Below are 25,378 nucleotides of genomic sequence, written 5' to 3' on the forward strand. Positions count from 1 at the left end.
GACGGTTCACCGCAGATTGATCCGCAATACCGCCGCGCTGGCGAATGGCAACAGCGCGATCGTTGCCGCCGTGATGCCGGCCAGCATAAGCAGCGGCGTCTGCACCTCCATCTCTGTGGCTCCGCGCCGGGCGACCTCGGCTCCGAAAATCAGGGTGGGCACGTATAGCGGCAGCACCAAGAGTGACAGCAACAAACCGCCACGCTTCAATCCAACGGTCAAGGCTGCGCCGAATGTTCCGATCACGCTCATCGCCGGGGTGCCAATCAGCAGTGAAATCACCAGCCAGAAGAAACCCGGCACAGGAAGATTCAACAAAACTCCCAGGAACGGAGCGGCAAGGACAAGAGGCAAACCGGTGGTCAGCCAATGCGCCAAAGCTTTGATGGTCACAACTGATTCCAGCGGCAGCGGCGCGGTGGCCAACAGGTCCAGCGACCCGTCTTCCCAATCCAAAGCCAGCAAGCGGTCGAGCGACAGCAAACAGGCCAGCAACGCTCCCAGCCAAAGAACACCGGGTGCGATGGTGGACAGCAGCGAAGATTGCGGACCAACTGCAAACGGCACCATCACGGTCACGATCAGAAAAAACGCCAGGCCCAAACCAAACCCGCCGCCTGCACGGAAGGCCAGTTTCAGGTCGCGCAGCAAAAGGGCGATCACAGGAAGCCTCCGTCGAAATCGTCAATGGGTTTGGGTTTGGCCTTGTTGGGTCCCACATCCAGAACCTCTCCGTCCAGGCCGAGGTCGATATGGGTTGCGATTAGGGCCGACCCGCCCTGCCCCATATGTGCCCGCACCGCGTCGGCAAACATCTGCACCGCGTTTTTGTCCAGCGACACGGTGGGTTCGTCCAGCATCCAGATCGGTCGTCCAGTCACAAGCATCCGCGCAAGCCCCAGCCGCCGTTTCTGACCGGCTGACAGGTTGCCTGCATGGCGATCAGCCAGCTCATTCAGATCAAACGCATCCAATGCGCTTTGTATGCCGCTGGTGCCAAAGACCGAGGCCCAGAACGTCAGGTTCTCGGTCACGGTCAGCGTCGGCTTTAACCCGTCCGAGTGGGCAGCATAGGCAATCTGGTCCTCGGCACCTTCGATGGTACCCTCAAGCGGCGGCTGCAAACCCGCCAAAGTACGCAGAAGCGTCGTTTTACCGATCCCGTTTGGTCCACGTAGAATCAGCGCCTTACCAGGCCGCAGTTGAAAGCTGAGACCTTCCAGCACGGGAATGCCACCACGGGTGATCGACAAGTCGGATACAGTCAGTGTCATGAAACCCGCTTAGCGGATTGTCCTCAGAGGCAAAAGGCAAGATTTGCCGCAGGGCTTAGCTGGCTTGGGGATAGCCAAGGGCGGATTGCAACACCCTATCCAAGTGGGATTAAGGCAAGTGCGATCCGGCGACCTTCCGAGAGCAGCACGTTATAGGTGCGGCAGGCGGCGGGAGAGTTCATAATTTCGACGCCAATTCCGGCATTTTCCAAAATAGCACGCAGGGTTTGGGGAATGTGCGACATTTCCTTGCCAGTGCCGATGAACAGGACGTCGATGTCATCTGCAAGGTTCAGCAGCGGCACTGTGTCATCATAGCCGCCCCATCTTGTTGTTCCGGTTGGGCCGATTAGAACCGGGCCGTCGTGGACTTGCCCGCCGACGCGGAAGAAGCCGGGGCCGTAGCCGTCGACCGGTACTGCACTGGTGTAGGTGATCTCGTTCAGGCGCATATGCGCTTTCTATCCCCAAAGCGGCAGGCCCGACAAGGCCGCCAGTGCGATGGCGATATAAGCTGCCGCACGATAAAGCCTCTCACGCTCGGGGCGGAACATCCATCCGCCCAGCCAATTCCCCGCCAGGTTCGGTATTGCCAGTGCAAGACCCAGCGCTGCAGCCGCCCATGTAACACGACCCATCCCAGTCAGGTAACCGAGAATGAGAAAGTCGAACGCGAAGAGAAACAACAGTATCGTGGCGCGAATGACCTGAACCGACAGCGGACGGGACATATAAAAAAGGATCACCGCCGGACCCGGAAGCCCAGCGACACCGCCCAGAAACCCGGCAGCGGCACCGATGCCCAAGACCATCGCGCGAGTGACTTGGCCGTTATACCGCAGCCCCAATACCAGAACCGCGAGCATGAAAAGCGCGAGCAGGCTGACCGCATATCGAAACACATCGGGGTCGACGCGGGTCAGCACCCACAAGCCCAGCGGCAGAAGCAAAGCGCAACCTCCGGTCAAGCGGGCAAGATCGCCTTTGTCCACATCGCTCCACGCGCGGCGCAGATTGGGCAGCGGGCCAAAAATGTCCATGATCGTCAACCCGATCAGCGCGCCGAATGGGCCGAGATAGGGGGAGGCAAGGGGCAGGAAGACCAACGCGGTTCCAAAGCCCGAAAATCCGCGCACAACGCCGCCAAGAAAAGCCGCAAAAAGGATAATGGCCAGCCCTTGCGGGGGCTGGCCAAAAAGCTCAGGCATCAATATTGGCAAACTGGTTGCCTGCCGTGTTCGACGGCTTGGACCAGTCGCGTTTGACCCCCAGCCATAACAGGATGGTCGAAGCCACGAAGACCGAGGAATAAGTACCCACGATCACACCCCAGATCATCGCGAAGACGAACCCTCGGATCACATCCCCGCCAAGAACATAAAGCGAGATCAGCGCCAGCAGGGTCGTGACCGAGGTCATAACCGTCCGGCTGAGGGTTTCGTTGATCGAGATGTTCAGAACTTCTTTCAGGTCTTTCTTCTTGTACTTCCGAAGGTTCTCGCGCACGCGGTCGAAAACAACCACCGTATCGTTCAACGAATAGCCGACGATAGTCAGAAGCGCCGCGATGATGGCAAGATCGAACCGGATTTGCAGCTCTGAGAATATGCCAATGGTCAGGATCACGTCATGCACAAGGGCAGCTACCGCCCCCAGCGCAAACTGCCATTCGAACCGCAGCCAGATGTAAACAAGCACCGCGCCGATGGCCAATGCAACGGCGATAACGGCTGTCTGGATAAGCTCTCCGGAAACCTTAGGGCCGACCGATTCAACCGATACGAATTGAATATCCGGAATCACGGCTTGCAGCGCTTGCTCCACAGCCGTGATCGTTGCTGCCTCAACCGCCTCGGCATCGGCCTGCGCCTGAATGCGGATCATCGCGACATTTTCATCCTCTCCGAAGGTCGGATCAAAAATCTCGGTGATTGTCACATCGCCAAGTTCCAATGGCGCGATTGCGTCGCGGTACGTGCCGACGTCAATCGGTTGCGTGCTTTCAGTTCGAATGGTCGTACCGCCCCGAAAGTCGATGCCAAAATTCAGGCCCTGCAACATAAACGAAGCAAAAGCCACGACCATCATCAGGCCGGAAATACCCAGCCAAACCTTCCAGCGGCTGAAGAAATCGAACGAGGTGTTCTGGGGTACGAGTTTCAGTCTCATGTCAAACCTCGATCGTTTTAGGACGGCGGCGTTCGAACCACATGACAACCATCAGGCGTGTCACGAAGATCGCGGTAAAGACCGATGTCAGAATACCAATGCCCAGGGTAATTGCGAACCCGCGCACCGGGCCACTGCCCATCGCGAACAAGATCGTCGCCGTAATGAAGGTTGTCACGTTGGCGTCCAGAATGGCCGACAGCGCCTTTTCATAGCCCAGCTCGATGGCGCGGGCTGGCCCTTTGGCAGATTTCAATTCTTCCCGAATGCGTTCAAAGATCAGCACGTTGGCATCCACCGCCATACCGACCGTCAGAACGATCCCGGCGATGCCCGGCAGGGTCAGGGTTGCTCCGATCAGGGAAAGCAGGCCGAACAACAAACCGACGTTGATGATCAACGCGATGTTGGCAAAAATTCCGAACAGACCATAGCTGAGCGCCATAAAGGTTAGAACGGCAACAAAGGCCACGATTGTGGCAACCTTACCTGCATCGATGCTGTCCTGTCCCAATTCGGGACCGATGGTGCGTTCTTCCAGGAATTCCAGACCGGCAGGCAGCGCACCCGCACGCAACAAGATGGCCAGATTGGTGCTTTCCTCAACCGAGAAGTTGCCAGTGATAATGCCAGATCCTCCGGGGATGTGGCTTTGGATCACCGGGGCGGAAATCACTTCGTCATCCAGCACGATCGCAAAGGGCGCGCCGATATTGTCGCGGGTATAATCACCAAATTTGCGGGCGCCAGACGTGTTGAACCGGAAACTGACCGCAGGGCGACCGTTTTGGTCAAACGAAGGCTGTGCATCCACCAGTTCTTCACCGGTCACAACCGGGGCGGATTCAATAATGTAATAGACACCGCTTTCGTCGATCGAAGGTACAACTTCTTCGCCGATGCCCACGCTGGCATCCGGGTCGGTGCCCCTGTTAACAACCGGGTTGAAGGTCAGCTGAGCTGTGGTTCCGATGATGTTTTTCAACTCTCCGGCGCTGCCGATGCCCGGCACCTGGATCAGGATCCGGTCCGCGCCCTGGCGCTGAATAGTGGGCTCACGGGTGCCAACTTCGTCAATCCGGCGGCGGATAATCTCAAGCGATTGACGCACGGTGCGATCATCGGATGCCAGCTTTTCGGCCTCGGAAAGCTGCACAACGATCGTGTCGCCATCAGCGCGCGCCTCAATATCCGTGGCACCAACACCGGTCAGGGTTTGCACCTGGCGGGCAAGTCCACGCACCACTTCAAGCGCTCTGGGCATTCCCTCTGGTTGGCTGATGCGTACGCGAATCTCATCCGGGGCAGACTCCTGGCGACGGATCGTTCCAACCGTCGCGCGTTCGTCACGCAGCGCGTCCCGAACTTCAGGCCACATGGCCTCCATCCGGGATTCGTATACATCCTGCACCCGGACTTCGGCCAACAAATGCGCACCACCGCGCAAATCCAGACCAAGATTGACCAGCGAAGATGGCAACCAAGTGGGCCATTCCGCAGCCTGAGCCTGCAATTCAGGCGTATCGTTACCAAGCTCAATGGCCGCTTGTGCGTCGTTGGATTGTTCGACCCGTGTGTAAAACGCGTTTGGCAGGGCTAAGAGAAGGCCGGTCACACAGACCAGCCAAATCAGAACCCGCTTCCAGGTATCAATTTGCAGCATTACCCTGCCTTTTCAAGGGATTGTCGAGCGAAATTACTTCGCAGGTTCGGTCTTGTTCAGAACCTGAGCGATGGTCGATTTAACCACGCGGATCTTGACGCCCTCGGCGATCTCGACCTCGATCTCGTTCTCGCCTTCCTTGACCTTGGAGACTTTGCCAATCACCCCACCCTGAGTAATCACTTGATCACCCCGGCGCACGGCCTCGACCATGGCCTGATGTTCTTTCATTTTCTTCTGCTGTGGACGGATCAGCAGGAAATACATGATCGCGAAAATCAGGATCAGCGGGAGAAACTGGGCGATTGCGCCACCTTCCATGGGATATTCCTTTGTTCAGATCTTGCGGCACCGTTCCGCAAATTTGGCCGGAACCTATGCTTTGAGATGCCTGTTTGCAAGCAAAGGCGTTGATGTGTCCCACTTGAAAAAGACTACGACCCATCAACTAAGGACAAAGCGTTGCAGATATGTCCTAGGAACACATGCAAAACCGGTTATAGTTTAACCGTAGGGGGACATATGACACTGCCATTCAAGCCTTTCCTTTTGCTATGTTATTTGCTGATCACCATATCTGTGGGTTTGACGCTTTCCGGCCCGGCGCAGGCGCAAGAAACACCCTCTGAAATCGCTGAACCCGAAGCAGAAGAAGCGGACAGTTTCAAAGCGCCTGTCATAGTGGACGGCGAAATGTTGTTCTTCCTGCGTGGGTCCAGTGCCCTGCCCGCGCCGGAACGGGCGGAAGGCGTTCAGGACAAGATCATTGAGGTTGCCGAAGCTTCAGAAAGTCCTGCGGTCGACATCGCGTTCGAAGAAACCGATCTGGGCGTTCGCATTCGGGCTGACGGTGTGATCGTGTCAATCGTGACCGTCGCTGACGCCGAATTGGATCAGATGGAGCTTGATGTTCTCAGCTTCCTCCATGGTCAGGCGATCGAAGAGGCCATCCTCGCCTATCGTGCCAACCGCACAGACCAGGCGCGGGTGTCAGGCGCAATTGAGGCTGCGGGATGGACACTTGGCTTTGTCGCTTTCGTGGCGCTGATCCTATGGCTGCATCGGCGGATCAGGCGGCGTACCCTGAAACTGGTAAAGCGGTATTTGAAGGATGTTGAAACGGCGACTGCCAAAAGCGTCCAGGCCGAAGCGATCGCAGCCCTGATCCGGTACGGATTGAATTTCATCCTGCTGATTATCTTCTTTCTGGGTTTCTACTATTATCTGTCTTTTGTACTTCTTGCATTTGCTGAAACACGGTATTTCGCGCAGCTGCTGCTCACTTACCTGACCGAACCCGTACTGCTGATATTCAAGGGTATCCTGAGCTACATTCCCAACTTGATCATGCTGGGCCTGATCACATGGGTCACGATGTATATCATCAAAGGGATGCGCGTGTTCTTCGATGCGGTCGAAGCAGGCTCGTTCGATATGGGTGATTTCGAGAAACACTGGGTCAACCCGACGTTCAATATCGCCCGTGTCATAGTGATTCTGATCGCGTTGGTTTTTGCGGTCCCCTACATCCCTGGCTCGGACTCGGCCGCGTTTCAGGGACTGACCATTCTGGTCGGCGCGATGCTTTCGCTGGGCGCAAACTCGGTCGTGTCCAACATGCTGGCGGGCCTGTTCGTTATTTACCGAAGATCCACCTCAATCGGTGACCGTATCCAGATCGGAGATCACATAGGAGACGTTGTACAGATCAAGCTGATGGAAACACATTTGAAATCCATTAAGAATGAACTGATCTCGATCCCAAATGCCCAGCTGATGAACTCGGATGTGGTGAATTTTTCAAAGAAGACCGATGGCAGCGGGCTGTTGCTGCACACGACTGTCAGCATTGGATATGAGGAACCCCCAGAGAAGGTCGAGGCGATGCTGATCGAAGCTGCCAATCGCACCAAGGGGATCAAAGCCAAGCCCGAACCCTTTGTATTGTGGACCGCTTTGGCCGACTACGCGATCAACTATCAGATCAACGGCTACACAACGCGCGGCAGCATCATTCCAAAAATACGCTCGGACCTGCACCGCAACATTGTCGCCGTGTTCAATGAAAATGGTGTACAGATCATGACGCCCTCTTATATGGCTGACCCACCGGAACCAAAAATCCCGGCAGAGGAATGGGATGGCCATCTGGCGCATGAAATCCACGCCGAGGACGATAAGTCGTAACCGGTGCTACACCCCGCCCGACAGATGGTGCATAAGCGGTTTCAGTGATTCACGCATTTAAGGATCTGAGACATGCACGACATCCGCGCCATTCGCGAAAACCCAGCCGCCTTCGACGCCGCCCTTGCGCGCCGTGGGGACGCGCCGGTGTCGTCAGATTTGCTGCGGCTGGATGAAAGCCGCCGGTCCAAAATCTTGGCCGCCGAGACAGCTCAAGCCGAACAGAACAAGGCCAGCAAAGAAGTCGGTGCTGCCAAGGGTCGTGGCGACGAGGCAGAGTTCGAACGCCTGCGCGCATTGGTGGCCGAGAAAAAGGCCGAGATTGCCCGGATGCAGACCGAAGCCAAAGATCTGGACGCTCTGCTGACCGATCAGCTGATCCGCATCGCCAACCTGCCCGCCGAGGATGTGCCCGAAGGGGCCGATGAAAACGACAATGTCGAGATCAACCGCTGGGGCACACCACGAGAGTTGGATTTTGCGCCCAAAGAGCATTTCGAGATTGAAGCCGTCCAGCACGGTATGGATTTCGAAACCGCAGCCAAACTCTCTGGCTCGCGCTTTGTGCTGCTGTCGGGCGGCGTTGCCCGCATCCACCGCGCACTGGCGCAGTTCATGCTGGACACGCATATCAACGAGAACGAGCTGACCGAGGTGAACGGCCCGGTACTGGTTCTGTCCGAGATGATGCATGGCACGGGTCAGTTGCCGAAATTTGGCGAAGATAGCTATCAGACACGCGAAGGCTGGTGGCTGATCCCGACATCCGAAGTTTCGCTGACTAATATCGTCAACGACACGTTGATCGAGGAAAGCTACCTGCCCCGCCGCTATACCGCGCATTCTCTGTGCTTTCGGTCCGAAGCCGGCAGCGCGGGCAAGGACACACGCGGTATGCTGCGCCAGCACCAGTTCGAAAAGGTCGAGATGGTCTCGGTCACACATCCGGACAAATCGGATGACGAACAAAAGCGTATGCTGCGCTGCGCCGAGGGCATTCTGGAAAAACTGGGCATCCCCTACCGCACCGTCATCCTGTGTACCGGCGACATGGGTTTTGGCGCGCGCCGCACCTTTGACATCGAGGCTTGGCTGCCCGGTCAGGATACTTACCGCGAGATCAGCTCGGTCTCGACCTGTGGTGAATTCCAGGCCCGCCGCATGAATGCGCGGTTCCGCCCTGAGGGTGGTGGAAAACCGGAATATGTCCATACGCTGAATGGCTCAGGCCTTGCCGTGGGGCGCTGCTTGATCGCTGTCCTGGAAAACGGTCAGAACGCTGACGGTACCGTGACCCTGCCCGAGGTTCTTGGCCCTTATCTGGGTGGCAAGCTGACTCTGCAACTGGACGGCACACTGGCAAAATAGAACCGGCCCCCAACAGGGCGCCGGTCTGACAATTGACAAGGGCGAGGAAGTCTTACTTCTTCGCCTTTTTCTTATCCTTTTTCTTATCTTTCTTCTTGCTGTCTTTTTTCCCAGCATCTTTTTTCTTTGTGTCCTTTTTGGACTTTTTGTCCTTCTTGGACTTGGCCTTCACCTTATCCTTTGCTTTCGAAAACGCAGCTTCCATCTCGGCACGTTTCTTGGCAGCCTTTTCAGCCTTGGCTTTGGCCTTGGCTTTTTTGCGGGCTTTGGCCTCGGCCGCGTCAGCGGCTGCTTTCTCTTCTGCAGCCTTCTTCGCCGCCTCTTCGGCGCGTTTCTCGGCAGCGGCGGCCGCAACGGTCTTGCGCGCAACTGGGCGTCGCGTCGCAGGTTTTCGCGCAGCTGGTTTTTGGGCGGCTGGTTTTCGGGCAGCAGGTTTGCGGGCCGGAACCTGGCGCGCAGCTGGTTTTGAAGCCGTGGCATCTTTCGCCGCTGCAATCAGCACGGCAGCTCTTGCCAAACCGATCCGAGGAACCTTGACCAGATCTTCGGGTTTGGCCTTCGCTAACGCCTCGGCTGTCTTGAAGCCGTTCGCGGACAAAGCCGCGGCAAGCGCCTCTCCCACACCTTTAACATCGGTCACTGCGGTCATTCCGGATCCTTTCTTTGTCTCCCTGATTTAACGTATATACACAAGATATACGAGGCTTCAAGCCGCGGCACCAAATGGCGCGACTCTGCTTAACTATGGGCCAAATCAGCCGTCCGGCCTTTTTTGGGGAACGGCACCAGACGTTTGCTATCCTCGTCCCAAAGCTTAAGGTTCAGCGCTGCGACTGCTTCGGGGAATTTGATACGCCGCGGGGTGTATTCAGGCGGCAGGCTGTAATGGCACGCACGCAAGCGATAAGACGGAATGCGCGCGTTGAAGTGGTGAATGTCGTGCAATGTTATACATGCAACCGCCGTATCGAACCACCATCCAAAATCCAGCGCGGATGAACCCTGTAGCGCCGCAAGTTGCGGATCCAGATCCGGGCGTCGGTCCCAATAGGTATCTTCAAAATTATGTTGAAGATAGACTAGGAAAACCCCCAACATTCCACCCAAAAGCGAGAACACAAGCCAGACCAGAATTCCGGTGCCGCCCGCAATCAAGTAGAGTAGCCCCAGAAAAACAACGATGGACAGGTTGTGCAACAACACGCCCTTCATCCCAAACCGAACGGTATTCTTAGGCCAGCGATACCGGATGAAGTATGTGAACAACGCGCCAACAGGCACCAGGATGAAAGGGTTGCGGTACAGCCGATAGAACAGACGTTTGCTCCAATCCGCATGATTCCATTCGCGCAGGGTCATTGTGTGAATTTCACCTGTTTCGCGGTGCTCAAGATTGCCGATCCCTGCGTGATGCAGGTTGTGGTTCTGTTTCATCACCTCAAAGGGCGCAAAGGTAAACGGTGACAACCCATGCCCCGCCCATTCATTTTGCTGGCGCGTCTCAAACAGCGAATGATGGCCGCAATCATGTTGCAAAACATAAAGACGCACCGCCGAAAAGGCAAAGACCGCGCCTGCGGGAACCATGACATACCAGCGATCTACATATCCAATCGCAAGCGCCAGCGATGCAAAATACACCGCAAAAGTTCCAAAATAGCTAAGCGCTGCCAGCCTGTTGTCCTGAACAGCGTATTGCCGTGTATATTCCCTCAGATCCATCCAGCCCTCTCCCACGATGGCCCGGTTAAATATAAACTAAAAATATTCCCCGTTGGTCCCGGTACAAGCGTGCGCAGTAAAACAAATGCACACTAGTGAATGCTAGCGCGCAGAACGGACGCTGTCACGCCCTCGCAGCAAAAACGCTGAAAATTGGCGCAGTTACGCGCGCCCCTTGAGATGCTTGGCCAGTGCGCCCGCGTTTTTCTTGCGGCGACCCTTGTAGGGGTTCTTATCCCCCTGCCCACGCAGAGTCAGACGGATTGGCGTGCCGGGCATGTCGAAATCCTCGCGCAGGCCGTTGACCAGATAGCGGGTATAGCTGGCGGGCATCTTATCAGGATGTGAACACATCACAACAAAGCCCGGCGGGCGGGTCTTGGCCTGAGTCATATAGCGCAGCTTGATCCGGCGACCCTGCGGCGCTGGTGGCGGGTGCTGTTCAAGCATCGCGGTCAGCCAGCGGTTCAGCGCAGCAGTCGGCACCCGGCGGTTCCAGATGTCATGTGCGCGCAAAATCGCAGCGCGCAGGCGCTCCAGCCCCCGGCCCGTTTTCGCAGACACTGTAATCAAGGGTGCACCGCGAAGTTGCGGCAGCAGTCGGTCAAAGGACTCCTTGAGCTCGCGCAGTTTTTCCTGCTTGTTCTCTTCGACGTCCCATTTGTTGACAGCAACAACTACGGCCCGACCCTCGCGTTCGGCCAGATCGGCGATTCGCAAGTCCTGCTGTTCGAACGGGATCGCCGCGTCGAGCAAGACCACGACGACTTCGGCAAACTTCACCGCCCGCAGACCATCGGACACCGAGAGCTTTTCAAGCTTTTCCTGAACCTTTGCCTTTTTACGCATCCCCGCTGTATCGAAAATACGCATCGGGGTGCTGTCACCATCAGGATCAGCCCAGTCGACCCGCAAACTGATGGCATCTCGCGTGATCCCAGCCTCGGGGCCTGTCAGCAGGCGGTCTTCACCGATGATCTTGTTGATCAATGTCGACTTGCCCGCATTTGGACGACCAACCACCGCCACTTGCAATGGCTTAGCGGCAGTAATCAGAGGGGTTTCTCCCTCGCCATCTTCATCCAGTTCAATATCGGTCTCGGGGGCTTCCTCTGCCTGTGCTTCATCGGCCGCATCAGCCAGTGGCATGAGCTGAGAATAAAGGTCGGTCATGCCCTCGCCGTGTTCGCCAGACAGGCGCACGGGTTCACCCAGACCCAGATTATAAGCTTCCAGAACTCCCGCATCCGCAGCAGAACCTTCTGCTTTGTTGGCCGCCAAAATCACGTGCTTTGCGCGCTTGCGAAGGATCTCGGCGAACATCTCATCCGTGGGGGTCAGCCCCGTGCGCGCATCGATCATGAACAAGCACACATCGGCCATGTCCACCGCGCGCTCGGTCAGGCGGCGCATCCGACCTTGCAGGCTGTCGTCGGTTGCATCCTCAAGCCCAGCCGTGTCGATCACGGTAAAGCGCAGATCGCCTAGCCGCCCCTCACCTTCACGCAGATCGCGCGTCACGCCCGGCTGGTCGTCGACTAGGGCCAGACGTTTGCCCACAAGGCGATTGAACAGGGTGGATTTGCCCACATTCGGGCGCCCCACGATGGCGAGGGTCAGCGACATGATACTCATCTTTCAAGACTCAAGATGCGCCCTTTAACGCATCTTGCCGTCAACGGAAAGCGTGTAGATCACCCTTGGTCGAAACGACATACAGCGTTTGCCCGGCAACAACCGGCGCTGTTGTCGCGCCTCCGGGCACTTCGACCTGATGAACCAGTGCTCCATTGACCGGATTGAAGAACCGCAGATATCCGTCATTGGACGCAATAACAATGCGACCGCCCGCAAGGATCGGACCGTAATGCGCAAAGATCGGACCACGGCGACCGCGTTTGTCTTTCACGAAACCCGGCAGATCCTGCGCCCAGACAACCGAGCCATCCGCCGCGTTCAGACGCACCAGCTGGCTGCGATCACTGATCAGGAAGATGCTGTTGCCTGCGGGCCAAACGGCATCCACGGCCCCCTCATCGGCGGTCCACCGACGTTCACCCGTCGCAACGTCAAAGGCGACGGTCCGGCCTGAATGGTTGCCGATATAGATGGTGTTTCCCGACACCATCGGGCCGCCTGTCACGTCAACAATCTGGGCTGCGGCCCGCCCCCGGCGTCCACCGGCGACCGATGCGTTCCAACGGCGGATACCGCCCCGCCGAAAGGTCGCCGCAACATCGCCCGAGCCGAAGGCGAACACAGCGAGATCCGAGGCGATCACAGGCGCTGGTGCACCCAACACGTTGCCCACGCTCGGCGTACCTTCGATTTGCCAGGCGATACGTCCATCCTTGGTGGCAATGGTCCAACCCGTTTCATCTCCGGCCACCAGATAAAGCAGGCCATCATTAACCAACGGTGCGCCGCTGCCGGTGGCTTGCAGACGCTTCTGCCACCGAATGGCACCGGTTCTCGCATCCAGTGCGGTCAGGCGACCATAACCTGAAGAGACATAAAGAACTCCATCGGCATAGGCCATTCCACCGCCCGTTGCGTCCGAGTCTCCATCACTTGCGGGAATCAAATCCGTGTTCCAGGCCAACTGGCCCTGGGGTGTGACAGCTGAAACCGTTGCCCCTGCATCCAGCGTATAGATCAACCCACCTGCAACGACTGGCTCGGCGGTGATGCGTTGCTTGCGTGAGTCCCCCTGACCGATCGAGGCCGACCAAACCCGCTGCGGTGTCGCGCGCAGCGCGGCGTTTGTTGTTCGATAGGCCGGAGTTCCTGGGCTTTGCGACCAATTGGCATTTGCCTGCTGCGACGGCAGACTGATGGGCTGAGAGCCCTGCCTTTCAACAGTTTCCAAATCCGACAGGGGGCGGATGTCTTCACGTTCACCGGGCAGAATGGTCTCGGGTTCTTCACAGGCGGCCAGAGCGGTCAATGCCAGTGCCGCGACCGGCAGTCCCACGCGGGAGAATAGTCTTGTTACCATGGTATTCCGAACTCGCCTGTCAAAATGTCTTTGTTCACCACCCGATCAACCTTGTTGCGCCACCAGGGGTTCTGGTTCCCCGCCCAGCGCGACAATCAATTGCGCGGCACGCTGTTGCAGGTCAATCCCGACTTCAGCATCCTGCCGCAGCGTCTGCAACCGATCCAGCGCAGCCTCGACATTGCCCTCGGACACATCAATCAGGGCCAACTGTTCTTCGGCAAGCAGACGCAGCGGTGCGCCAGGCGCTGCCAGCGCCTCAAACTGTTGCCTAAGGTCGGCTGCAGGAAGTGTGTCGCTTTGCAACAACAACGCTTTGAAGCTTGCAATCGCGCGGTAAATTTCAGGCAAGTCGCCCTGAACGGCCACCGCGTTCAGGCTGTTGACCGCGTCTTCGCGCGATCCGGCATCGACCTGCGAGGCGGACAACAGCATGTTCAAAACCGCGTCTCCGCCCGGAGCCGCCGCCCCGATACCCTGCAGGCCTGCGACACGCGCGTCGGAATCGTTTTCCGTCAGCGCCGCAAGAATCGAGTCTCCTAGATCTTGCGCCTGCGCCGCATCGCGGGATTTTCGGTATTCATTGAAGGCCGCGCCGCCCACGATCAGCACAACGGCAACCACACCTACCCAGCCCCAGCGGCGCAATAACAGATACATTCGGTCGCGGCGCACCTCTTCCGTGACCTCATCAATGAAACTGTCCGTGTCGCTCATCCCGTGCCCCCTGGGCTGTATATCTTGTCTAAGTGCGCCATGTCATACCCCGGCACCAACGCCAAGCCAAGGGTCCGAATTTGCACATTTTCGCCGCCGGGTACTGCTCTTGCGAAAAAAAGTGAACCAAACTATTCAGTTCAGTGTAGAAAAGACATAGCATAAGTCCCATTTCGAAAAGTGAGCGCCTCGCGTTCTTGGGCAAAAAATTCTAGGAGAATCCCCGTATGCGTTTGATTTCATTCATCAACGCCATTCTGGTCATTGTTGCTCTGTATTTTCTTGTATTCGAACGCGATGCGCTGTTTGCCTTCGCGGGGCGTGGCGAAGGCGATGAAACGACGCAAGGTGAGGCTGCCGCTGCGGAAACTTCAGACATCGCGGCAGTGGGTGTTGTCGCCCTGCGTTCGCAAGCCCGCGAGATTGACAGCGCGGTTTTGCTCCGCGGTCAGACCAAAGCAAATCGCCAGGTCGAAGTTCTGTCAGAAACCACTTCGACCGTCATCTCAGAACCCAAGCGCAAAGGTGCCTTTGTCGAGGCAGGTGACATTCTGTGCGAGCTTGACCCCGGCACACGCCCGGCACAACTGGCCGAAGCTATGGCCGGCAAGCTTGAAGCCGAAAGCCGTATCCCCGAGGCCGAAGCCCGCCTGCAAGAGGCCCATGCGCTGGTGGCAGAGGCCGAGATCAACCTGACAGCATCGCGTAAATTGGCGGAAACAGGCTTTGCCTCGGAAACCCGCCGGATTTCCAGCGAAGCCGCGATGAGCACCGCTAAGGCTGGAGTGAAGTCGGCAGAGGCCGGATTGGAAGCCACCCGTGCCGGGATTGAAGCCGCATCCGCAGCCGTTGAGGCCGCACAGCGCGAGGCCGGTCGCGTGGTCATCACATCACCCTTCAAAGGCCTGCTGGAAAGCGACACCGCTGAGCTTGGCAGCCTGATGCAGCCCGGATCGCTCTGCGCGACGGTCATTCAGCTGGATCCGATCAAGCTGGTGGGCTTTGTGCCCGAGACCGAGGTCAACCGCGTGGTTGTCGGTTCCGAAGCATCCGCGACGTTGGTCACCGGGCGGCAACTTAATGGGCGGGTGACGTTCCTAAGCCGTTCGGCCGATGAGACAACGCGGACGTTCGAGGTAGAGATCACTGTCCCCAACCCGGATCTGACCATCCGTGACGGCCAAACCGCAACCATTCAAATCGCCGCCGAAGGCGCCAAGGCGCATCTGCTGCCGCAATCCGCGCTGACGCTCAGCAATGAGGGTCAATTGGGGGTTCGCACGGTGGGCGCAGGCAACATTGTCGACTTCAAGCCAGTCCAAATTCTGCGCGACACTGCAGAAGGTGTCTGGATCGGCGGGCTGCCGGAAACGACCGACATCATCGTAGTCGGGCAAGAGTTTGTGACCCGCGGCGTCACTGTGAAACCCACCTATCGGGAAGCATCACAATGACGGGCGTTGTTGCTTGGGCCGCGCATCGAGCCCGTATGGTCCTGGCGTTTATCGCCATCTCGTTGGTCATCGGCGGGTTTGCCTATGTCTCATTGCCGAAAGAGGGTGAGCCGGATATTGAAATCCCTGCCCTGTTTGTCTCGGTACAGTTTCCCGGCATTTCAGCGGAAGACTCCGAAAATCTTCTGATCAAGCCGATGGAGACCGAACTGGCGGATCTCGATGGCCTCAAGGAAATGACGTCGACCGCCGCCGAAGGCTATGCAGGGGTCGCGCTGGAGTTTGATTTCGGCTGGGACAAAACCGCGATCATGGCCGACGTCCGCGACGCGATGAATTCGGCGCAGGCGGATTTTCCTGAAGGTGCGGAACAGTATTCGCTGACCGAGATCAACTTTTCAGAATTCCCCATCGTCATCGTCAACCTGACCGGCGCAGTTCCTGAACGCACGATGGCCCGCGTTGCCAAAGACTTGCAGGACGAGCTTGAGGCACTGGATTCGGTACTTGAGGCTGGTATCGCGGGCAATCGCGACGAGATGCTCGAGGTGGTCATCGATCCCTTACGGCTTGAGGCATACAACGTCACCGCAGATGAGCTGATCAATGTGGTTCGCAACAACAACCAGTTGATCGCCGCGGGTGAAGTTGAAACCGCGCAGGGTACATTCTCGGTCAAGATCCCGTCATCGTTCAAAACCGCGCAGGACGTTTATGGCTTGCCGATCAAGGTCAATGGCGACCGGGTTGTGACTTTGGGTGAGTTGGCGCAGATCAATTACACCTTCGAAGACCGCGCCGGTACGGCCCGGTTCAACGGTGAACCAACTGTTGCCCTGCAAGTAGTAAAGCGTAAGGGCTTCAACCTGATCGATACTGTTGCTCAGGTCAAAGAGACCATCGAGCAAGCGAAAACAAAGTGGCCACCTGAACTTCAGGCCGCCGTCGATCTGGGCACGTCCAACGACCAGAGCCGCATCGTGGGTTCGATGGTCAGCCAGTTGGAAGGCTCGGTTCTGACCGCGATTGCACTGGTGATGATCGTAGTGCTGGCCTCGCTGGGCACGCGGGCTGCGTTGTTGGTGGGTTTCGCGATCCCCACCTCATTCCTTCTGTGTTTTGCTTTCCTGGCGGTTATGGGCGTCAGCATTTCGAATATCGTGATGTTCGGTCTTATTCTGGCGGTCGGTATGCTGGTGGACGGTGCCATCGTCGTCGTGGAATATGCCGATAAACGCATCAAGCAGGGCGTCGGACCGATGCACGCCTATGTTGAGGCGGCGCAGCGCATGTTCTGGCCCATCGTGTCGTCGACTGCGACAACGCTTTGCGCATTCCTGCCCATGCTGTTTTGGCCCGGCGTACCGGGTGAGTTCATGGGTATGCTGCCCGTCACGCTGATCTTTGTTTTGTCGGCGTCGCTGATCGTGGCGCTGATTTACCTGCCGGTCATGGGCGGTGTGTCAGGGCGGCTAAGCCGCGTCTTCGACCGCTCGTCGATCTGGTTGCGCGCGCGCACGCCGTGGTGGCTGCGGGCAGTTCTGGTGCCGCCGTCGCTGTACATGATCTTTCTGGGCGCGATGCAAACCCTGAACCCGGATTACCTGCTGCCCGGCGGTTCAATCGCTGGTGCGCTTCTGTTCCTGTTCGGGGCGTTTGCAGGCTCTGTCACCCTGAGCGCAGCCAGGATCGAACGCAAAGCGGAAGAGCGCGTTCATACAGCCGACGAACACACGCCCTTCGGTCATGTGGTTCGCTTTCTTGTCGGCAATCCGATCATGCCCATCGTGTCATTGGCCGCAGTGTTTTTTGCTGTCTACACCGTTGCCTTCGTCTGGTTCCCGCAAGAGTCCAGAGGTGTTGAATTCTTTGTAGAAAGCGAACCGGAACAAGCCACCGCATATGTCCGCGCGCGGGGCAACATCTCGCTGGCGGAAAAAGATGGCATGGTCTTGGCGGCAGAAGATGTCATCGCGGCCCACCCGGCCGTGATCAACGTGTTCTCGTTCGCGGGTGAAGGCGGTCTGAACCAGAACAACGGGGGCGCTCAGGAACCTGCCGATACAGTGGGCCGTGTTCAGTTCGAGATCATTCCTTGGGAAGACCGCCCCAACGTTTCGGAATCTGTTCTGTGGGGCCTGTTTGATCGTCACTTTGTTGCGCCTGAATTTGACGGTGACTTCGTGATTGACGAACTCAACGCGCAACTGGCGGAAATCCCCGGCATCGTGGTCGAGATCCTGCCATTGGAACAAGGCCCGGCCTCGGCCAAGCCTGTACATTTGCGCATAAAGGGTGACGGGTGGGAGGATCTGACCTCGGCGACGCTTACTGCGCGCGAGGTTTTCGACACCACGCCGGGCCTGATCAAAATCGAAGACACCCTGCCCCTTCCCGGCATCGACTGGCAGATCGACGTGGACGTCGCCAAGGCCGGTCGGTTCGGAGCCGACGTGGCAACGGTTGGAGCCATGGTACAGTTGGTGACACGCGGCATTCTGCTGGGCGAGATGCGCCCGGACAGCAATGATGAAGAGATTGAAATTCGCGTGCGCCTGCCAGAAGAAGATCGCGTGCTGTCGACTTTGGACACGCTCAAGGTTCGCACCCCGGACGGATTGGTACCACTGTCGAATTTCGTGAGTCGTAAACCCGTGGCCAAACTGGCCGAGATCAACCGGGTTGACCAACAACGCTACTACGACGTCAAAGCCGACGTTGAACCAGGTTTGAGCAAGGTTACGACCGAAGGACCAGATGGTGAACTCGTCCGTCTAGCCGTGGTTCGGGAAGTTGCTGAAGGCTATACCCCCACCGGCACGGTCCTGAACGGCGGGGGCGGAAAGTCCTACGAATTGGTTCAATTGACCGGCGCCGATAGCGTGGATCAACTCATCAGCACGGTTGAGGGCGGAGACGCACAGTTCGCGTTGATCAACCCAAATGAACGGATTGCTGTTCTGACCGAATGGCTTGAAACGGGTCCGTTTTCCAATTCGATCAGTTGGGAATGGACCGGAGATCAGGAAGAACAGGCGGAATCCGGTGCCTTTCTGGTGAACGCCTTCATGGGCGCGCTGGGGCTCATGTTCGTGATCCTGCTCGCGCAGTTCAACTCGTTCTACAATTCGGTGCTGGTGTTGCTGGCGGTCATCCTATCAACCACTGGCGTTCTGATCGGTATGATCGTGATGGAACAACCCTTCTCGATCATCATGACCGGCACTGGCATCGTGGCTTTGGCGGGGATCGTGGTGAACAACAACATCGTTCTGATCGATACCTATCAAGAATACAGCACGTACATGCCCCGGATCGAGGCGATCATTCGAACCGCAGAATCGCGCATTCGTCCGGTTCTGCTGACGACCTTGACCACAATGGCCGGTTTGACGCCCATGATGTTCGGTCTTTCGCTGGACTTCATCAATGGCGGCTATTCCATCGACAGCCCCACTGCCTTGTGGTGGAAACAGCTGGCGACGGCGGTGGTCTTTGGCTTGGGCATCGCCACTGTTCTGACCCTGATCGTGACGCCTTCCCTTTTGGCGTTGCGGGTTTGGGTGACAACTTATGCCGTGTGGCTCAGCCGCTTGCTGGCGCGAGTAACTGCGGGCCGATCAAGCCAGATTGCACAGGACATGGCCATTGGACGCTCTGCCCGTCAAATGCAAGCAACCGAGATTGTGTGGGAGGATGAAGCGCTATCGGGACAGCCTGAACAGGACATTGTCACTGATCGGCCTGATCATCCTTCAGGGCCACCCCTGAAAGCAGCTGAATAAATCAAAGGGCCGGAGATTCCGGTCCTTTTTCATATGGCCGATATCACAGACGAGACCAGATCTGATGCGCGCAGATTTCATGCTCGCACCCCTTCACCAGCAGCGTATCCCCCTGCAATGTCATTTGCGGCACAGCATCCACATTGATCAGAGGAACCCAGAATTCTCCGCCGCCATATTTTCCACAGCCTTCGCTGGCGACATCCCAGAACAGCTTTTTACCAATGTTTGGCGTTTGGACTTCTTTGCCCGAGGCGTCATAGGCCGAAAGGATCTGGCCGCAGAATTTTTCTCCACAAGCCGAGATTTTGATGTGTGAGGTCAGGTTCTTTCGATCCGGCTCGGTCTTCCAGACACCAACGATGGGATCAGCCGCAACGGCAACAGGAAGAAGAACTGCGAACGAAATTGGCAACAGCTGTTTTTTCAGTCTACCAATCATCGCAGTCACCTCTTTCGCTCATCGCATCCAATCACAATTCGCAATGATAACTAAGACTCAGGCCGCTTCCCCATCTGATTGCTGGCGGCTCCACAGTTGAGCGTACCGACCCGACCTTGCCAGAAGTTGATCATGCGTACCCTGTTCGATGATCTCTCCGGCCTCCAGAACCACAATCTGATCGGCCTCGGCGATGGTGCTGAGACGATGCGCGATGGTGATCACCGTCCGCCCCTCACCCGCGCGTGCCAGCGCATCTTTGATGTCCTGCTCAGTATCCGTATCCAGCGCCGAGGTCGCCTCGTCCAACAGCAGGATCGGTGGGTTCTTCAGCAAGGTACGAGCAATCCCGACACGTTGCTTTTCACCACCGGAAAGTTTCAAGCCACGCTCACCCACCTTGGTGTCATACCCTTCGGGTAGTGAGTAAATGAAATCGTGAATCTGCGCCGCCTTGGCTGCTGCTTCAACCTCTTCCATGGAGGCACCGTCGCGGCCATAGGCAATGTTGTAACGGATCGTGTCATTAAACAGCACCGTGTCTTGCGGGACGACACCGATGGCGGCATGCAGGCTGGTCTGGGTCACGTCGCGAATGTCCTGACCATCGATCTTCAAGGCCCCTTTGGTCACGTCGTAGAACCGGAACAAGAGCCGCCCGATGGTCGATTTACCCGACCCTGTCGCCCCCACAATGGCCACGGTTTTTCCAGCCGGGACAGTCAGGGACACGCCCTTGAGGATTTCACGCTCGGGATCATAGCCAAAGTGCACGTCCTCAAGCGTGACTTCGCCGCCATTTACCTTCAGGTTCGGCGCGCAGGCTTTGTCTGTAACTTCGGCGGGTTGTTCAAGCAGGTCGAACATTTGCCCCATATCGACCAAGGACTGCCGGATTTCCCGATAGACCGTACCAAGAAAGTTCAGCGGCACTGTGATCTGGATCATGTAGGCGTTGACCATGACGAAATCGCCGACGGTCAGGTTGCCGTTCTGCACACCCATTGCGGCCAGAACCATCACCCCAATCAGACCGCAAGTGATCAGGAACGATTGTCCGAAGTTCAGAAATGCCAATGAATAGGCCGTCTTCAGCGCAGCCCCTGCATAGGCTTTCATCGACACGTCATACCGTTCAGCTTCGCGGGTTTCGGCGTTGAAATATTTGACGGTTTCGAAGTTCAGCAAGCTGTCGATGGCGCGCTGGTTGGCCTCGGTGTCCTGATCGTTCATCTCACGCCGCAGCTTCACGCGCCATTCGGTCACGGCAAAAGTAAACCAGATGTACAGACCAATCGTGATCGCGACGACAACCAGATACCAGACATCAAACAGCCACATCAGGATGATGGCGACCAGCAGCAGCTCCAGAATAAGCGGCCCGATCGAGAACAGCAGGAACCGCAGCAGGAATTCAACCCCTTTGACACCCCGTTCGATGATACGGCTCAGCCCGCCTGTACGGCGCGTGACGTGATAGCGCATCGACAGGTTGTGGATGTGCTGAAACGTCTCAAGCGCCAGCGCCCTCAACGCGCGTTGTCCGACGGGGGCAAAGGCGGCATCCCGCAATTGCTGAAAGCCCACCGTCATCATTCGCGCCACGCCGTAGGCCACAGTCAATCCAACTGCGCCCAGCGCCAATGGCGGCACACCCTCACCCGCCAGCGCGTCAACAGCGCCCTTATACAAAATGGGTGTATAAACCGCGATCAGCTTGGCCAGAACAAGCATACCCATGGCGATGACGACGCGACGCTTTACCCACGGTTCATCGTCGGGCCATAGATATGGGGCAACCTTGCGGATCGTCCGCCAGCCCGAACTGCGTTCGTCATCCGACACCATGTCATCTGAAGTCATACGAGATGTGCGTCTCATCATGTGCCTTGTCTGCGGCCAGAGATAGACCCCTGCCCATAAAAGGCCAGAAGGGCTGATTATTCCGGGATTGTAAAGATTTGCCCGGGATAGATCAGATCCGGATCGCGGATCAAGTCACGATTGGCTTCGAACAGCCGCACATATAAGACCCCGTCGCCAAATCGATCACGTGAGATGGCCCATAGCGTATCGCCCTGCTGCACCGTGACGGACCGGATTGCAGGGGTCGCTTGAGGCGTATCTGCCTGAGCCGTGCCCGTTGCAGCCTGAAGAACGTCAAGTGGTTCGCGTTTGAACGGAGTTTCGACCCTGCTAAGGACCGTCCCGTCCGTGTTTACCGCATCTACCCGAAGCGTGTAGACACCAGGATCAATGCCTTCCAGATCGCTGCGCCAGGATCCATCTTGTTCCGGGGCAAGATCCGCGACCAGTCGGTTGTTCAGGTACAGCCGAATGGCGGCCCCATCCTGAACGCGCCCTGTCAGCTGCACATCGCCCGTTTCGGAATATCCGATCGTGTCCAGGGCGACCTGCTCGGGTGGGGTATCCCGCACGACCGGGGGCTGCACCAGCTCAACGCCCTCTTCGCCAGATCGCAGCACGGCGACCTGCTGATCCTGCTGTGGGGTTTCATCGGTCAGTTCAGCAGTTTCAACTGTCTCGGCCTCGGGCTCTGACGTTTCAGGTTCCGAAACGTCTGCCGCAGCATGAGAATCCGGCTGAACCTCTTCGACTGCAACCACCTGCTCCTGCGTGTCCGGGGATGGGATCTGCTCGGCTTCGGGCGCTGTTTCGGCAACAGGTTCTTCTTCGATTGGTTTGGGCAAGGCGGCAATCAGATAGTCGTCGGATCGCGTTGCTTGCGCCCCGTCTGTGCTTTGCAACACAAGTCCCTGCGCGCTGTCGCTGAAGGGGATCGTCACAAATTCAGCAAACTGACCGCTGCCATCCACGGTAAAAGAATGTGCGACTTCGCCGTTCAGCAGAACTTCTATCTGACTGCCGGGTGCTGCGTCACCCGAAAGAAGCGCGGTGCCGTCAGTTTCTACAAAAATCTGATCCAGGACTGGAGGCGCGACCGGCGCAGGCGCAGCCACTTCCTCTGCAACTTCGGCGGCCTCCGTTTCAGCAGGTTCTTCCGCTTGCTCCGCCAGGTCTTCAGCAGGTGCGGGTGTTTCGTCTGACGACGCAGTATCCGGATTGGACGGCTCTGCGGCAGTAACGTCTTCCGCTTCTTTCGGTGCCTCATCTGCTGGCTCTGAGATTGCTGGAACGGAAGCAGTTTCCTGCGGTGTGCTTGCGTCAGGTTCCGGTGCGTTGGTGAAGACGCCCGACAGGTACAAGCCACCTGCGCCCAATACTGCAACAAGCCCTGCAATCACCCCCCAGATGAAATTGCCCGAGCTTTCGTTTCCCGAATTGGCGTTCATTCTTTTCCTTTCACTCCGCGCTGCAAAAGCTTTTCGTTCAAAAGCTTTCCGGCGGACAGTTGAGGCAATCTATCAATCCCGCTATCACGGGTCAAAACCTCTGACACAACCCCGGAGCCCTTCTTTCATGTCTCAGAAATCAGTGTGTGTGTATTGCGGGTCACGCAATGGTGCCGAGAAGTCTTATTCTGAAACTGCAAGGCACTTCGGCACGCTGCTGGCGCAGGAAGGCTGGCGGCTGGTTTATGGTGCTGGGGATGTGGGTTTGATGGGAGAAGTGGCCCGCGCCTCGCAAAATGCCGGAGGCGAAACCTTTGGCGTCATCCCCGTTCATCTGGTTCAGCGGGAAGTCGGCAAAACCGATCTGACCCACTTTGTGATCACCGAGACGATGCACGAGCGCAAGAAGGTCATGATCATGAACGCCGACGCGGTGGTCGTTCTGCCCGGAGGGCCGGGCTCATTGGATGAATTGTTCGAAGCCCTCACTTGGCGTCAGTTGGGACTGCACGACAAGCCCATCGTCGTGGTGAACGTGAATGGCTATTGGGATGCGTTGCAGACGCTGTTGGGTCAGGTGATCGGACAAGGCTTTGCCGACGCGTCGCTGGCAGATTTCATCACATGGGTAGAAGATGCAGATGCCGCCATGGTCACCTTGCGGAACAAGCTGAACTGACACCAGAAACGGTGCGGCCGGCAAAACCGCCCGCCTTGTTGATCAGGCCAAACGCGCCTTGTGTTGCAAACTGTGGCGCACGACCTGCTCAACCTTATGCAAAGGGTGGTTGGTCAGGGTCTTGTTGACCTCGGCCACGACTTTTCCCAGCACTTCACTGTGCAACCGGCGGCGCAGCAGACCCAGAACATGAGGGCTGGCTACCAGTACCAATCGATTATATGCCCCTTTCAACCCCTTGCGATTTAACAAATTCGCCAGATCCTGCACAAACAGGGACTTTGCATGGATCTTCCACGTTGGGTCCTCTAAGGCTGATTTCTGCTTTGGCCCGCCGTCGTTGCGACGACCAGCGCGGTCAGTCGGCTTTGAGGCTGGGTTGTCCTGTTCCTCGACAGCGACAACAACAAGATTGGGATCGTCAGCATCGGTGATATTCTCCATCACCAGCGCTTTCTCTCCGTCTGCAACAATAACCCAAGTTCCCTGTGTAAGTGCGACCATTGCGATCTCCTGTTAAGGTTGTTCTCTGGGTATCCCTCGACCTGCCGGGCATACGGGTTCGTTGACGCACCAGCGGTGCGTAGCCCGGTCGTTGTTTGAATTGGTTTGCGGTTCTCTCCCTCCGCCCTACAAAGATGTGTTCTGTAGCGAAGCAAACAAGATGTGGTTGTACGGAAATGAAACCCATCGGCGGGTTTTCACCGGCGGCTCATCAATCTTTTAGGCCGACATTTCGACAACGGTGATTTCCGGTGTCACACCAAAACGCACCGGCAGGATCGAACATCCGATACCGCCCGACACCACCAGATCACGCGCACCTTCGCGCACATGGCCGTAAGCATACCGATTGCCGAATTTCGACGGCACAACAGGCGACCACCCAAACAGGCGCACTTGGCCGCCATGTGTATGCCCCGAAAGGGTCAAGGCCACCCGGTCTGGCACTTGAGGGAAAACATCTGGCTCATGTGCCATCATCACAACCGGAGCATCGTCGGTGATCTGCGCCAAAGTTCCTTCCAGATCATCAAGCCCTTTTGGTTTACCGTTGCGCCAGATCGCCAGTTGATCCTCAAGCCCCGCCAGCCAGATGCCAGGGCTTTCGAGTTTCACGGCGGTGTTAGACAAAACCGAAATGCCGTTCTGTTCCAGAATCTCGGTATAGCGATTGGGTCCTGCCCCACGGCGCTGTGCTGGCTTGTCATCCCACCAGTCGTGATTGCCCAGCACGGCAAAGACACCGTTCTTTGCCTCTAGCCCCGCCAATACAGGTGCCAGATCCTGCATCTCGACGGTTTCAGAGACCCCTTTGTGGCTTGCGAAGAAATCGCCCAGCAGCAGGACAACATCAGGTGCCAATGCGTTTGTACGGCGCACAACCTGCCTTATGCGATCCAGACCAACATAGGGCTCACCCACGTGCAAATCCGACAGCACCGCAATCTTGAGCGGTGGTGCGGTCCAATCGTCCCGACGCACGCGCCATTTACGCACGCGCAGCCGCACTGCGGGTTCGATGAAAAACCCGTAGGCTGACGTGATGAGACCTGCCAGCGTTACCGCCAGCAGGCCCTTTATAAACCGACGTCGGTTCAATTCA

At 57.3% G+C, this 25,378-nt stretch carries 22 protein-coding genes; 5 read left to right on the forward strand and 17 right to left on the reverse strand.

Annotation, left to right across the window (positions count from 1 at the left end):
- Window positions 1-6: 6 nt before the first annotated feature.
- The 7 genes from ccmB to yajC form a co-directional block, all read right to left on the reverse strand.
- Window positions 7-663 (reverse strand): heme exporter protein CcmB, encoded by a 657-nt coding sequence (ccmB, locus tag GOV91_RS04130; protein ID WP_171179531.1) that lies wholly within the window; start codon window positions 661-663, stop codon window positions 7-9.
- Window positions 660-1,274 carry a heme ABC exporter ATP-binding protein CcmA gene (gene ccmA / locus GOV91_RS04135; protein WP_171234533.1) on the reverse strand — a complete coding sequence of 205 codons (615 nt, stop codon included), beginning with the start codon at window positions 1,272-1,274 and terminating at the stop codon, window positions 660-662. Before ccmA ends, ccmB begins: the two co-directional genes overlap by 4 nt.
- Window positions 1,275-1,369: 95 nt before the next feature.
- On the reverse strand, window positions 1,370-1,726 hold the full coding sequence (locus GOV91_RS04140; protein WP_171179526.1) for an Mth938-like domain-containing protein: 357 nt from the start codon (window positions 1,724-1,726) through the stop codon (window positions 1,370-1,372).
- A gap of 9 nt (window positions 1,727-1,735) precedes the next feature.
- Window positions 1,736-2,482: a TSUP family transporter gene (locus tag GOV91_RS04145; protein ID WP_171234534.1), complete on the reverse strand. Its 747-nt coding sequence runs from the start codon at window positions 2,480-2,482 to the stop codon at window positions 1,736-1,738.
- Window positions 2,475-3,443, reverse strand: a complete 969-nt coding sequence (gene secF, locus GOV91_RS04150; protein ID WP_171179522.1) for a protein translocase subunit SecF — start codon at window positions 3,441-3,443, stop codon at window positions 2,475-2,477. The genes GOV91_RS04145 and secF overlap by 8 nt, the downstream gene beginning before the upstream one ends.
- Window position 3,444: 1 nt before the next feature.
- Window positions 3,445-5,106 carry a protein translocase subunit SecD gene (secD, locus tag GOV91_RS04155; protein WP_171179520.1) on the reverse strand — a complete coding sequence of 554 codons (1,662 nt, stop codon included), beginning with the start codon at window positions 5,104-5,106 and terminating at the stop codon, window positions 3,445-3,447.
- A gap of 33 nt (window positions 5,107-5,139) precedes the next feature.
- A complete protein-coding gene (yajC, locus tag GOV91_RS04160) occupies window positions 5,140-5,427 on the reverse strand; it encodes a preprotein translocase subunit YajC (protein WP_171090782.1) in 288 nt (95 codons plus the stop codon).
- A gap of 201 nt (window positions 5,428-5,628) precedes the next feature.
- Here yajC and GOV91_RS04165 point away from each other — a divergent pair, with 201 nt between their 5' ends.
- On the forward strand, window positions 5,629-7,293 hold the full coding sequence (locus tag GOV91_RS04165; protein WP_171234535.1) for a mechanosensitive ion channel family protein: 1,665 nt from the start codon (window positions 5,629-5,631) through the stop codon (window positions 7,291-7,293).
- A gap of 72 nt (window positions 7,294-7,365) precedes the next feature.
- Complete coding sequence (gene serS, locus GOV91_RS04170) at window positions 7,366-8,661, forward strand: serine--tRNA ligase (RefSeq protein ID WP_171234536.1); 1,296 nt, start codon at window positions 7,366-7,368, stop codon at window positions 8,659-8,661.
- Between the two features lie 52 nt (window positions 8,662-8,713).
- On the opposite strand, the gene GOV91_RS04175 is transcribed toward serS, so the two are convergent.
- The 5 genes from GOV91_RS04175 to GOV91_RS04195 form a co-directional block, all read right to left on the reverse strand.
- Window positions 8,714-9,310, reverse strand: coding sequence for a helix-hairpin-helix domain-containing protein (locus GOV91_RS04175; protein ID WP_171234537.1), 597 nt, complete (start codon window positions 9,308-9,310; stop codon window positions 8,714-8,716).
- An 89-nt stretch (window positions 9,311-9,399) separates the two neighbouring features.
- Window positions 9,400-10,383 carry a fatty acid desaturase gene (locus tag GOV91_RS04180; RefSeq protein WP_171234538.1) on the reverse strand — a complete coding sequence of 328 codons (984 nt, stop codon included), beginning with the start codon at window positions 10,381-10,383 and terminating at the stop codon, window positions 9,400-9,402.
- Between the two features lie 162 nt (window positions 10,384-10,545).
- Entirely contained in the window at window positions 10,546-12,009 is a 1,464-nt protein-coding gene (gene der, locus GOV91_RS04185; RefSeq protein WP_171234539.1) for a ribosome biogenesis GTPase Der, read from the reverse strand.
- Between the two features lie 49 nt (window positions 12,010-12,058).
- The gene (locus tag GOV91_RS04190; protein WP_171234540.1) at window positions 12,059-13,381 is read right to left on the reverse strand and encodes a PQQ-like beta-propeller repeat protein; all 1,323 of its coding nucleotides are present in this window, start codon (window positions 13,379-13,381) and stop codon (window positions 12,059-12,061) included.
- A gap of 45 nt (window positions 13,382-13,426) precedes the next feature.
- Window positions 13,427-14,098 carry a hypothetical protein gene (locus GOV91_RS04195; protein WP_171234541.1) on the reverse strand — a complete coding sequence of 224 codons (672 nt, stop codon included), beginning with the start codon at window positions 14,096-14,098 and terminating at the stop codon, window positions 13,427-13,429.
- A 227-nt stretch (window positions 14,099-14,325) separates the two neighbouring features.
- Between GOV91_RS04195 and GOV91_RS04200 the strand changes: the two genes are divergently transcribed.
- Entirely contained in the window at window positions 14,326-15,552 is a 1,227-nt protein-coding gene (locus tag GOV91_RS04200; protein ID WP_171234542.1) for an efflux RND transporter periplasmic adaptor subunit, read from the forward strand.
- Window positions 15,549-19,337 (forward strand): efflux RND transporter permease subunit, encoded by a 3,789-nt coding sequence (locus GOV91_RS04205; protein ID WP_171234543.1) that lies wholly within the window; start codon window positions 15,549-15,551, stop codon window positions 19,335-19,337. Before GOV91_RS04200 ends, GOV91_RS04205 begins: the two co-directional genes overlap by 4 nt.
- Before the next feature lie 43 nt (window positions 19,338-19,380).
- On the opposite strand, the gene GOV91_RS04210 is transcribed toward GOV91_RS04205, so the two are convergent.
- The 3 genes from GOV91_RS04210 to GOV91_RS04220 form a co-directional block, all read right to left on the reverse strand.
- The gene (locus tag GOV91_RS04210) at window positions 19,381-19,779 is read right to left on the reverse strand and encodes a DUF2147 domain-containing protein (RefSeq protein WP_171234544.1); all 399 of its coding nucleotides are present in this window, start codon (window positions 19,777-19,779) and stop codon (window positions 19,381-19,383) included.
- Window positions 19,780-19,836: 57 nt separating this feature from the next.
- On the reverse strand, window positions 19,837-21,642 hold the full coding sequence (locus tag GOV91_RS04215; RefSeq protein WP_171234583.1) for an ABC transporter ATP-binding protein/permease: 1,806 nt from the start codon (window positions 21,640-21,642) through the stop codon (window positions 19,837-19,839).
- 77 nt (window positions 21,643-21,719) lie between these two features.
- Window positions 21,720-23,093, reverse strand: coding sequence for a LysM peptidoglycan-binding domain-containing protein (locus tag GOV91_RS04220; protein WP_171234545.1), 1,374 nt, complete (start codon window positions 23,091-23,093; stop codon window positions 21,720-21,722).
- Window positions 23,094-23,220: 127 nt separating this feature from the next.
- Here GOV91_RS04220 and GOV91_RS04225 point away from each other — a divergent pair, with 127 nt between their 5' ends.
- A complete protein-coding gene (locus GOV91_RS04225; RefSeq protein WP_171234546.1) occupies window positions 23,221-23,772 on the forward strand; it encodes a TIGR00730 family Rossman fold protein in 552 nt (183 codons plus the stop codon).
- Window positions 23,773-23,814: 42 nt separating this feature from the next.
- On the opposite strand, the gene GOV91_RS04230 is transcribed toward GOV91_RS04225, so the two are convergent.
- Window positions 23,815-24,276: a host attachment family protein gene (locus GOV91_RS04230; protein ID WP_171179490.1), complete on the reverse strand. Its 462-nt coding sequence runs from the start codon at window positions 24,274-24,276 to the stop codon at window positions 23,815-23,817.
- Window positions 24,277-24,495: 219 nt separating this feature from the next.
- Window positions 24,496-25,374: a metallophosphoesterase gene (locus GOV91_RS04235; protein ID WP_171234547.1), complete on the reverse strand. Its 879-nt coding sequence runs from the start codon at window positions 25,372-25,374 to the stop codon at window positions 24,496-24,498.
- Window positions 25,375-25,378: the final 4 nt, after the last annotated feature.

The sequence above is a fragment of the Ruegeria sp. HKCCA6837 genome, from assembly GCF_013034475.1.
Taxonomy (GTDB): domain Bacteria; phylum Pseudomonadota; class Alphaproteobacteria; order Rhodobacterales; family Rhodobacteraceae; genus Ruegeria.

Bases quoted from the DNA above. Each gene is read 5' to 3' on its own strand.
- GOV91_RS04215 (WP_171234583.1), bottom strand. From the start codon at position 21,642: ATGACTTCAGATGACATGGTGTCGGATGACGAACGCAGTTCGGGCTGG.
- GOV91_RS04200 (WP_171234542.1), top strand. From the start codon at position 14,326: ATGCGTTTGATTTCATTCATCAACGCCATTCTGGTCATTGTTGCTCTG.
- GOV91_RS04165 (WP_171234535.1), top strand. From the start codon at position 5,629: ATGACACTGCCATTCAAGCCTTTCCTTTTGCTATGTTATTTGCTGATC.
- GOV91_RS04140 (WP_171179526.1), bottom strand. From the start codon at position 1,726: ATGCGCCTGAACGAGATCACCTACACCAGTGCAGTACCGGTCGACGGC.
- GOV91_RS04190 (WP_171234540.1), bottom strand. From the start codon at position 13,381: ATGGTAACAAGACTATTCTCCCGCGTGGGACTGCCGGTCGCGGCACTG.
- secD (WP_171179520.1), bottom strand. From the start codon at position 5,106: ATGCTGCAAATTGATACCTGGAAGCGGGTTCTGATTTGGCTGGTCTGT.
- secF (WP_171179522.1), bottom strand. From the start codon at position 3,443: ATGAGACTGAAACTCGTACCCCAGAACACCTCGTTCGATTTCTTCAGC.
- GOV91_RS04180 (WP_171234538.1), bottom strand. From the start codon at position 10,383: ATGGATCTGAGGGAATATACACGGCAATACGCTGTTCAGGACAACAGG.
- GOV91_RS04230 (WP_171179490.1), bottom strand. From the start codon at position 24,276: ATGGTCGCACTTACACAGGGAACTTGGGTTATTGTTGCAGACGGAGAG.
- GOV91_RS04195 (WP_171234541.1), bottom strand. From the start codon at position 14,098: ATGAGCGACACGGACAGTTTCATTGATGAGGTCACGGAAGAGGTGCGC.
- GOV91_RS04220 (WP_171234545.1), bottom strand. From the start codon at position 23,093: ATGAACGCCAATTCGGGAAACGAAAGCTCGGGCAATTTCATCTGGGGG.
- yajC (WP_171090782.1), bottom strand. From the start codon at position 5,427: ATGGAAGGTGGCGCAATCGCCCAGTTTCTCCCGCTGATCCTGATTTTC.
- der (WP_171234539.1), bottom strand. From the start codon at position 12,009: ATGTCGCTGACCCTCGCCATCGTGGGGCGCCCGAATGTGGGCAAATCC.
- GOV91_RS04175 (WP_171234537.1), bottom strand. From the start codon at position 9,310: ATGACCGCAGTGACCGATGTTAAAGGTGTGGGAGAGGCGCTTGCCGCG.
- GOV91_RS04145 (WP_171234534.1), bottom strand. From the start codon at position 2,482: ATGCCTGAGCTTTTTGGCCAGCCCCCGCAAGGGCTGGCCATTATCCTT.
- GOV91_RS04205 (WP_171234543.1), top strand. From the start codon at position 15,549: ATGACGGGCGTTGTTGCTTGGGCCGCGCATCGAGCCCGTATGGTCCTG.
- GOV91_RS04210 (WP_171234544.1), bottom strand. From the start codon at position 19,779: ATGATTGGTAGACTGAAAAAACAGCTGTTGCCAATTTCGTTCGCAGTT.
- serS (WP_171234536.1), top strand. From the start codon at position 7,366: ATGCACGACATCCGCGCCATTCGCGAAAACCCAGCCGCCTTCGACGCC.
- GOV91_RS04225 (WP_171234546.1), top strand. From the start codon at position 23,221: ATGTCTCAGAAATCAGTGTGTGTGTATTGCGGGTCACGCAATGGTGCC.
- ccmA (WP_171234533.1), bottom strand. From the start codon at position 1,274: ATGACACTGACTGTATCCGACTTGTCGATCACCCGTGGTGGCATTCCC.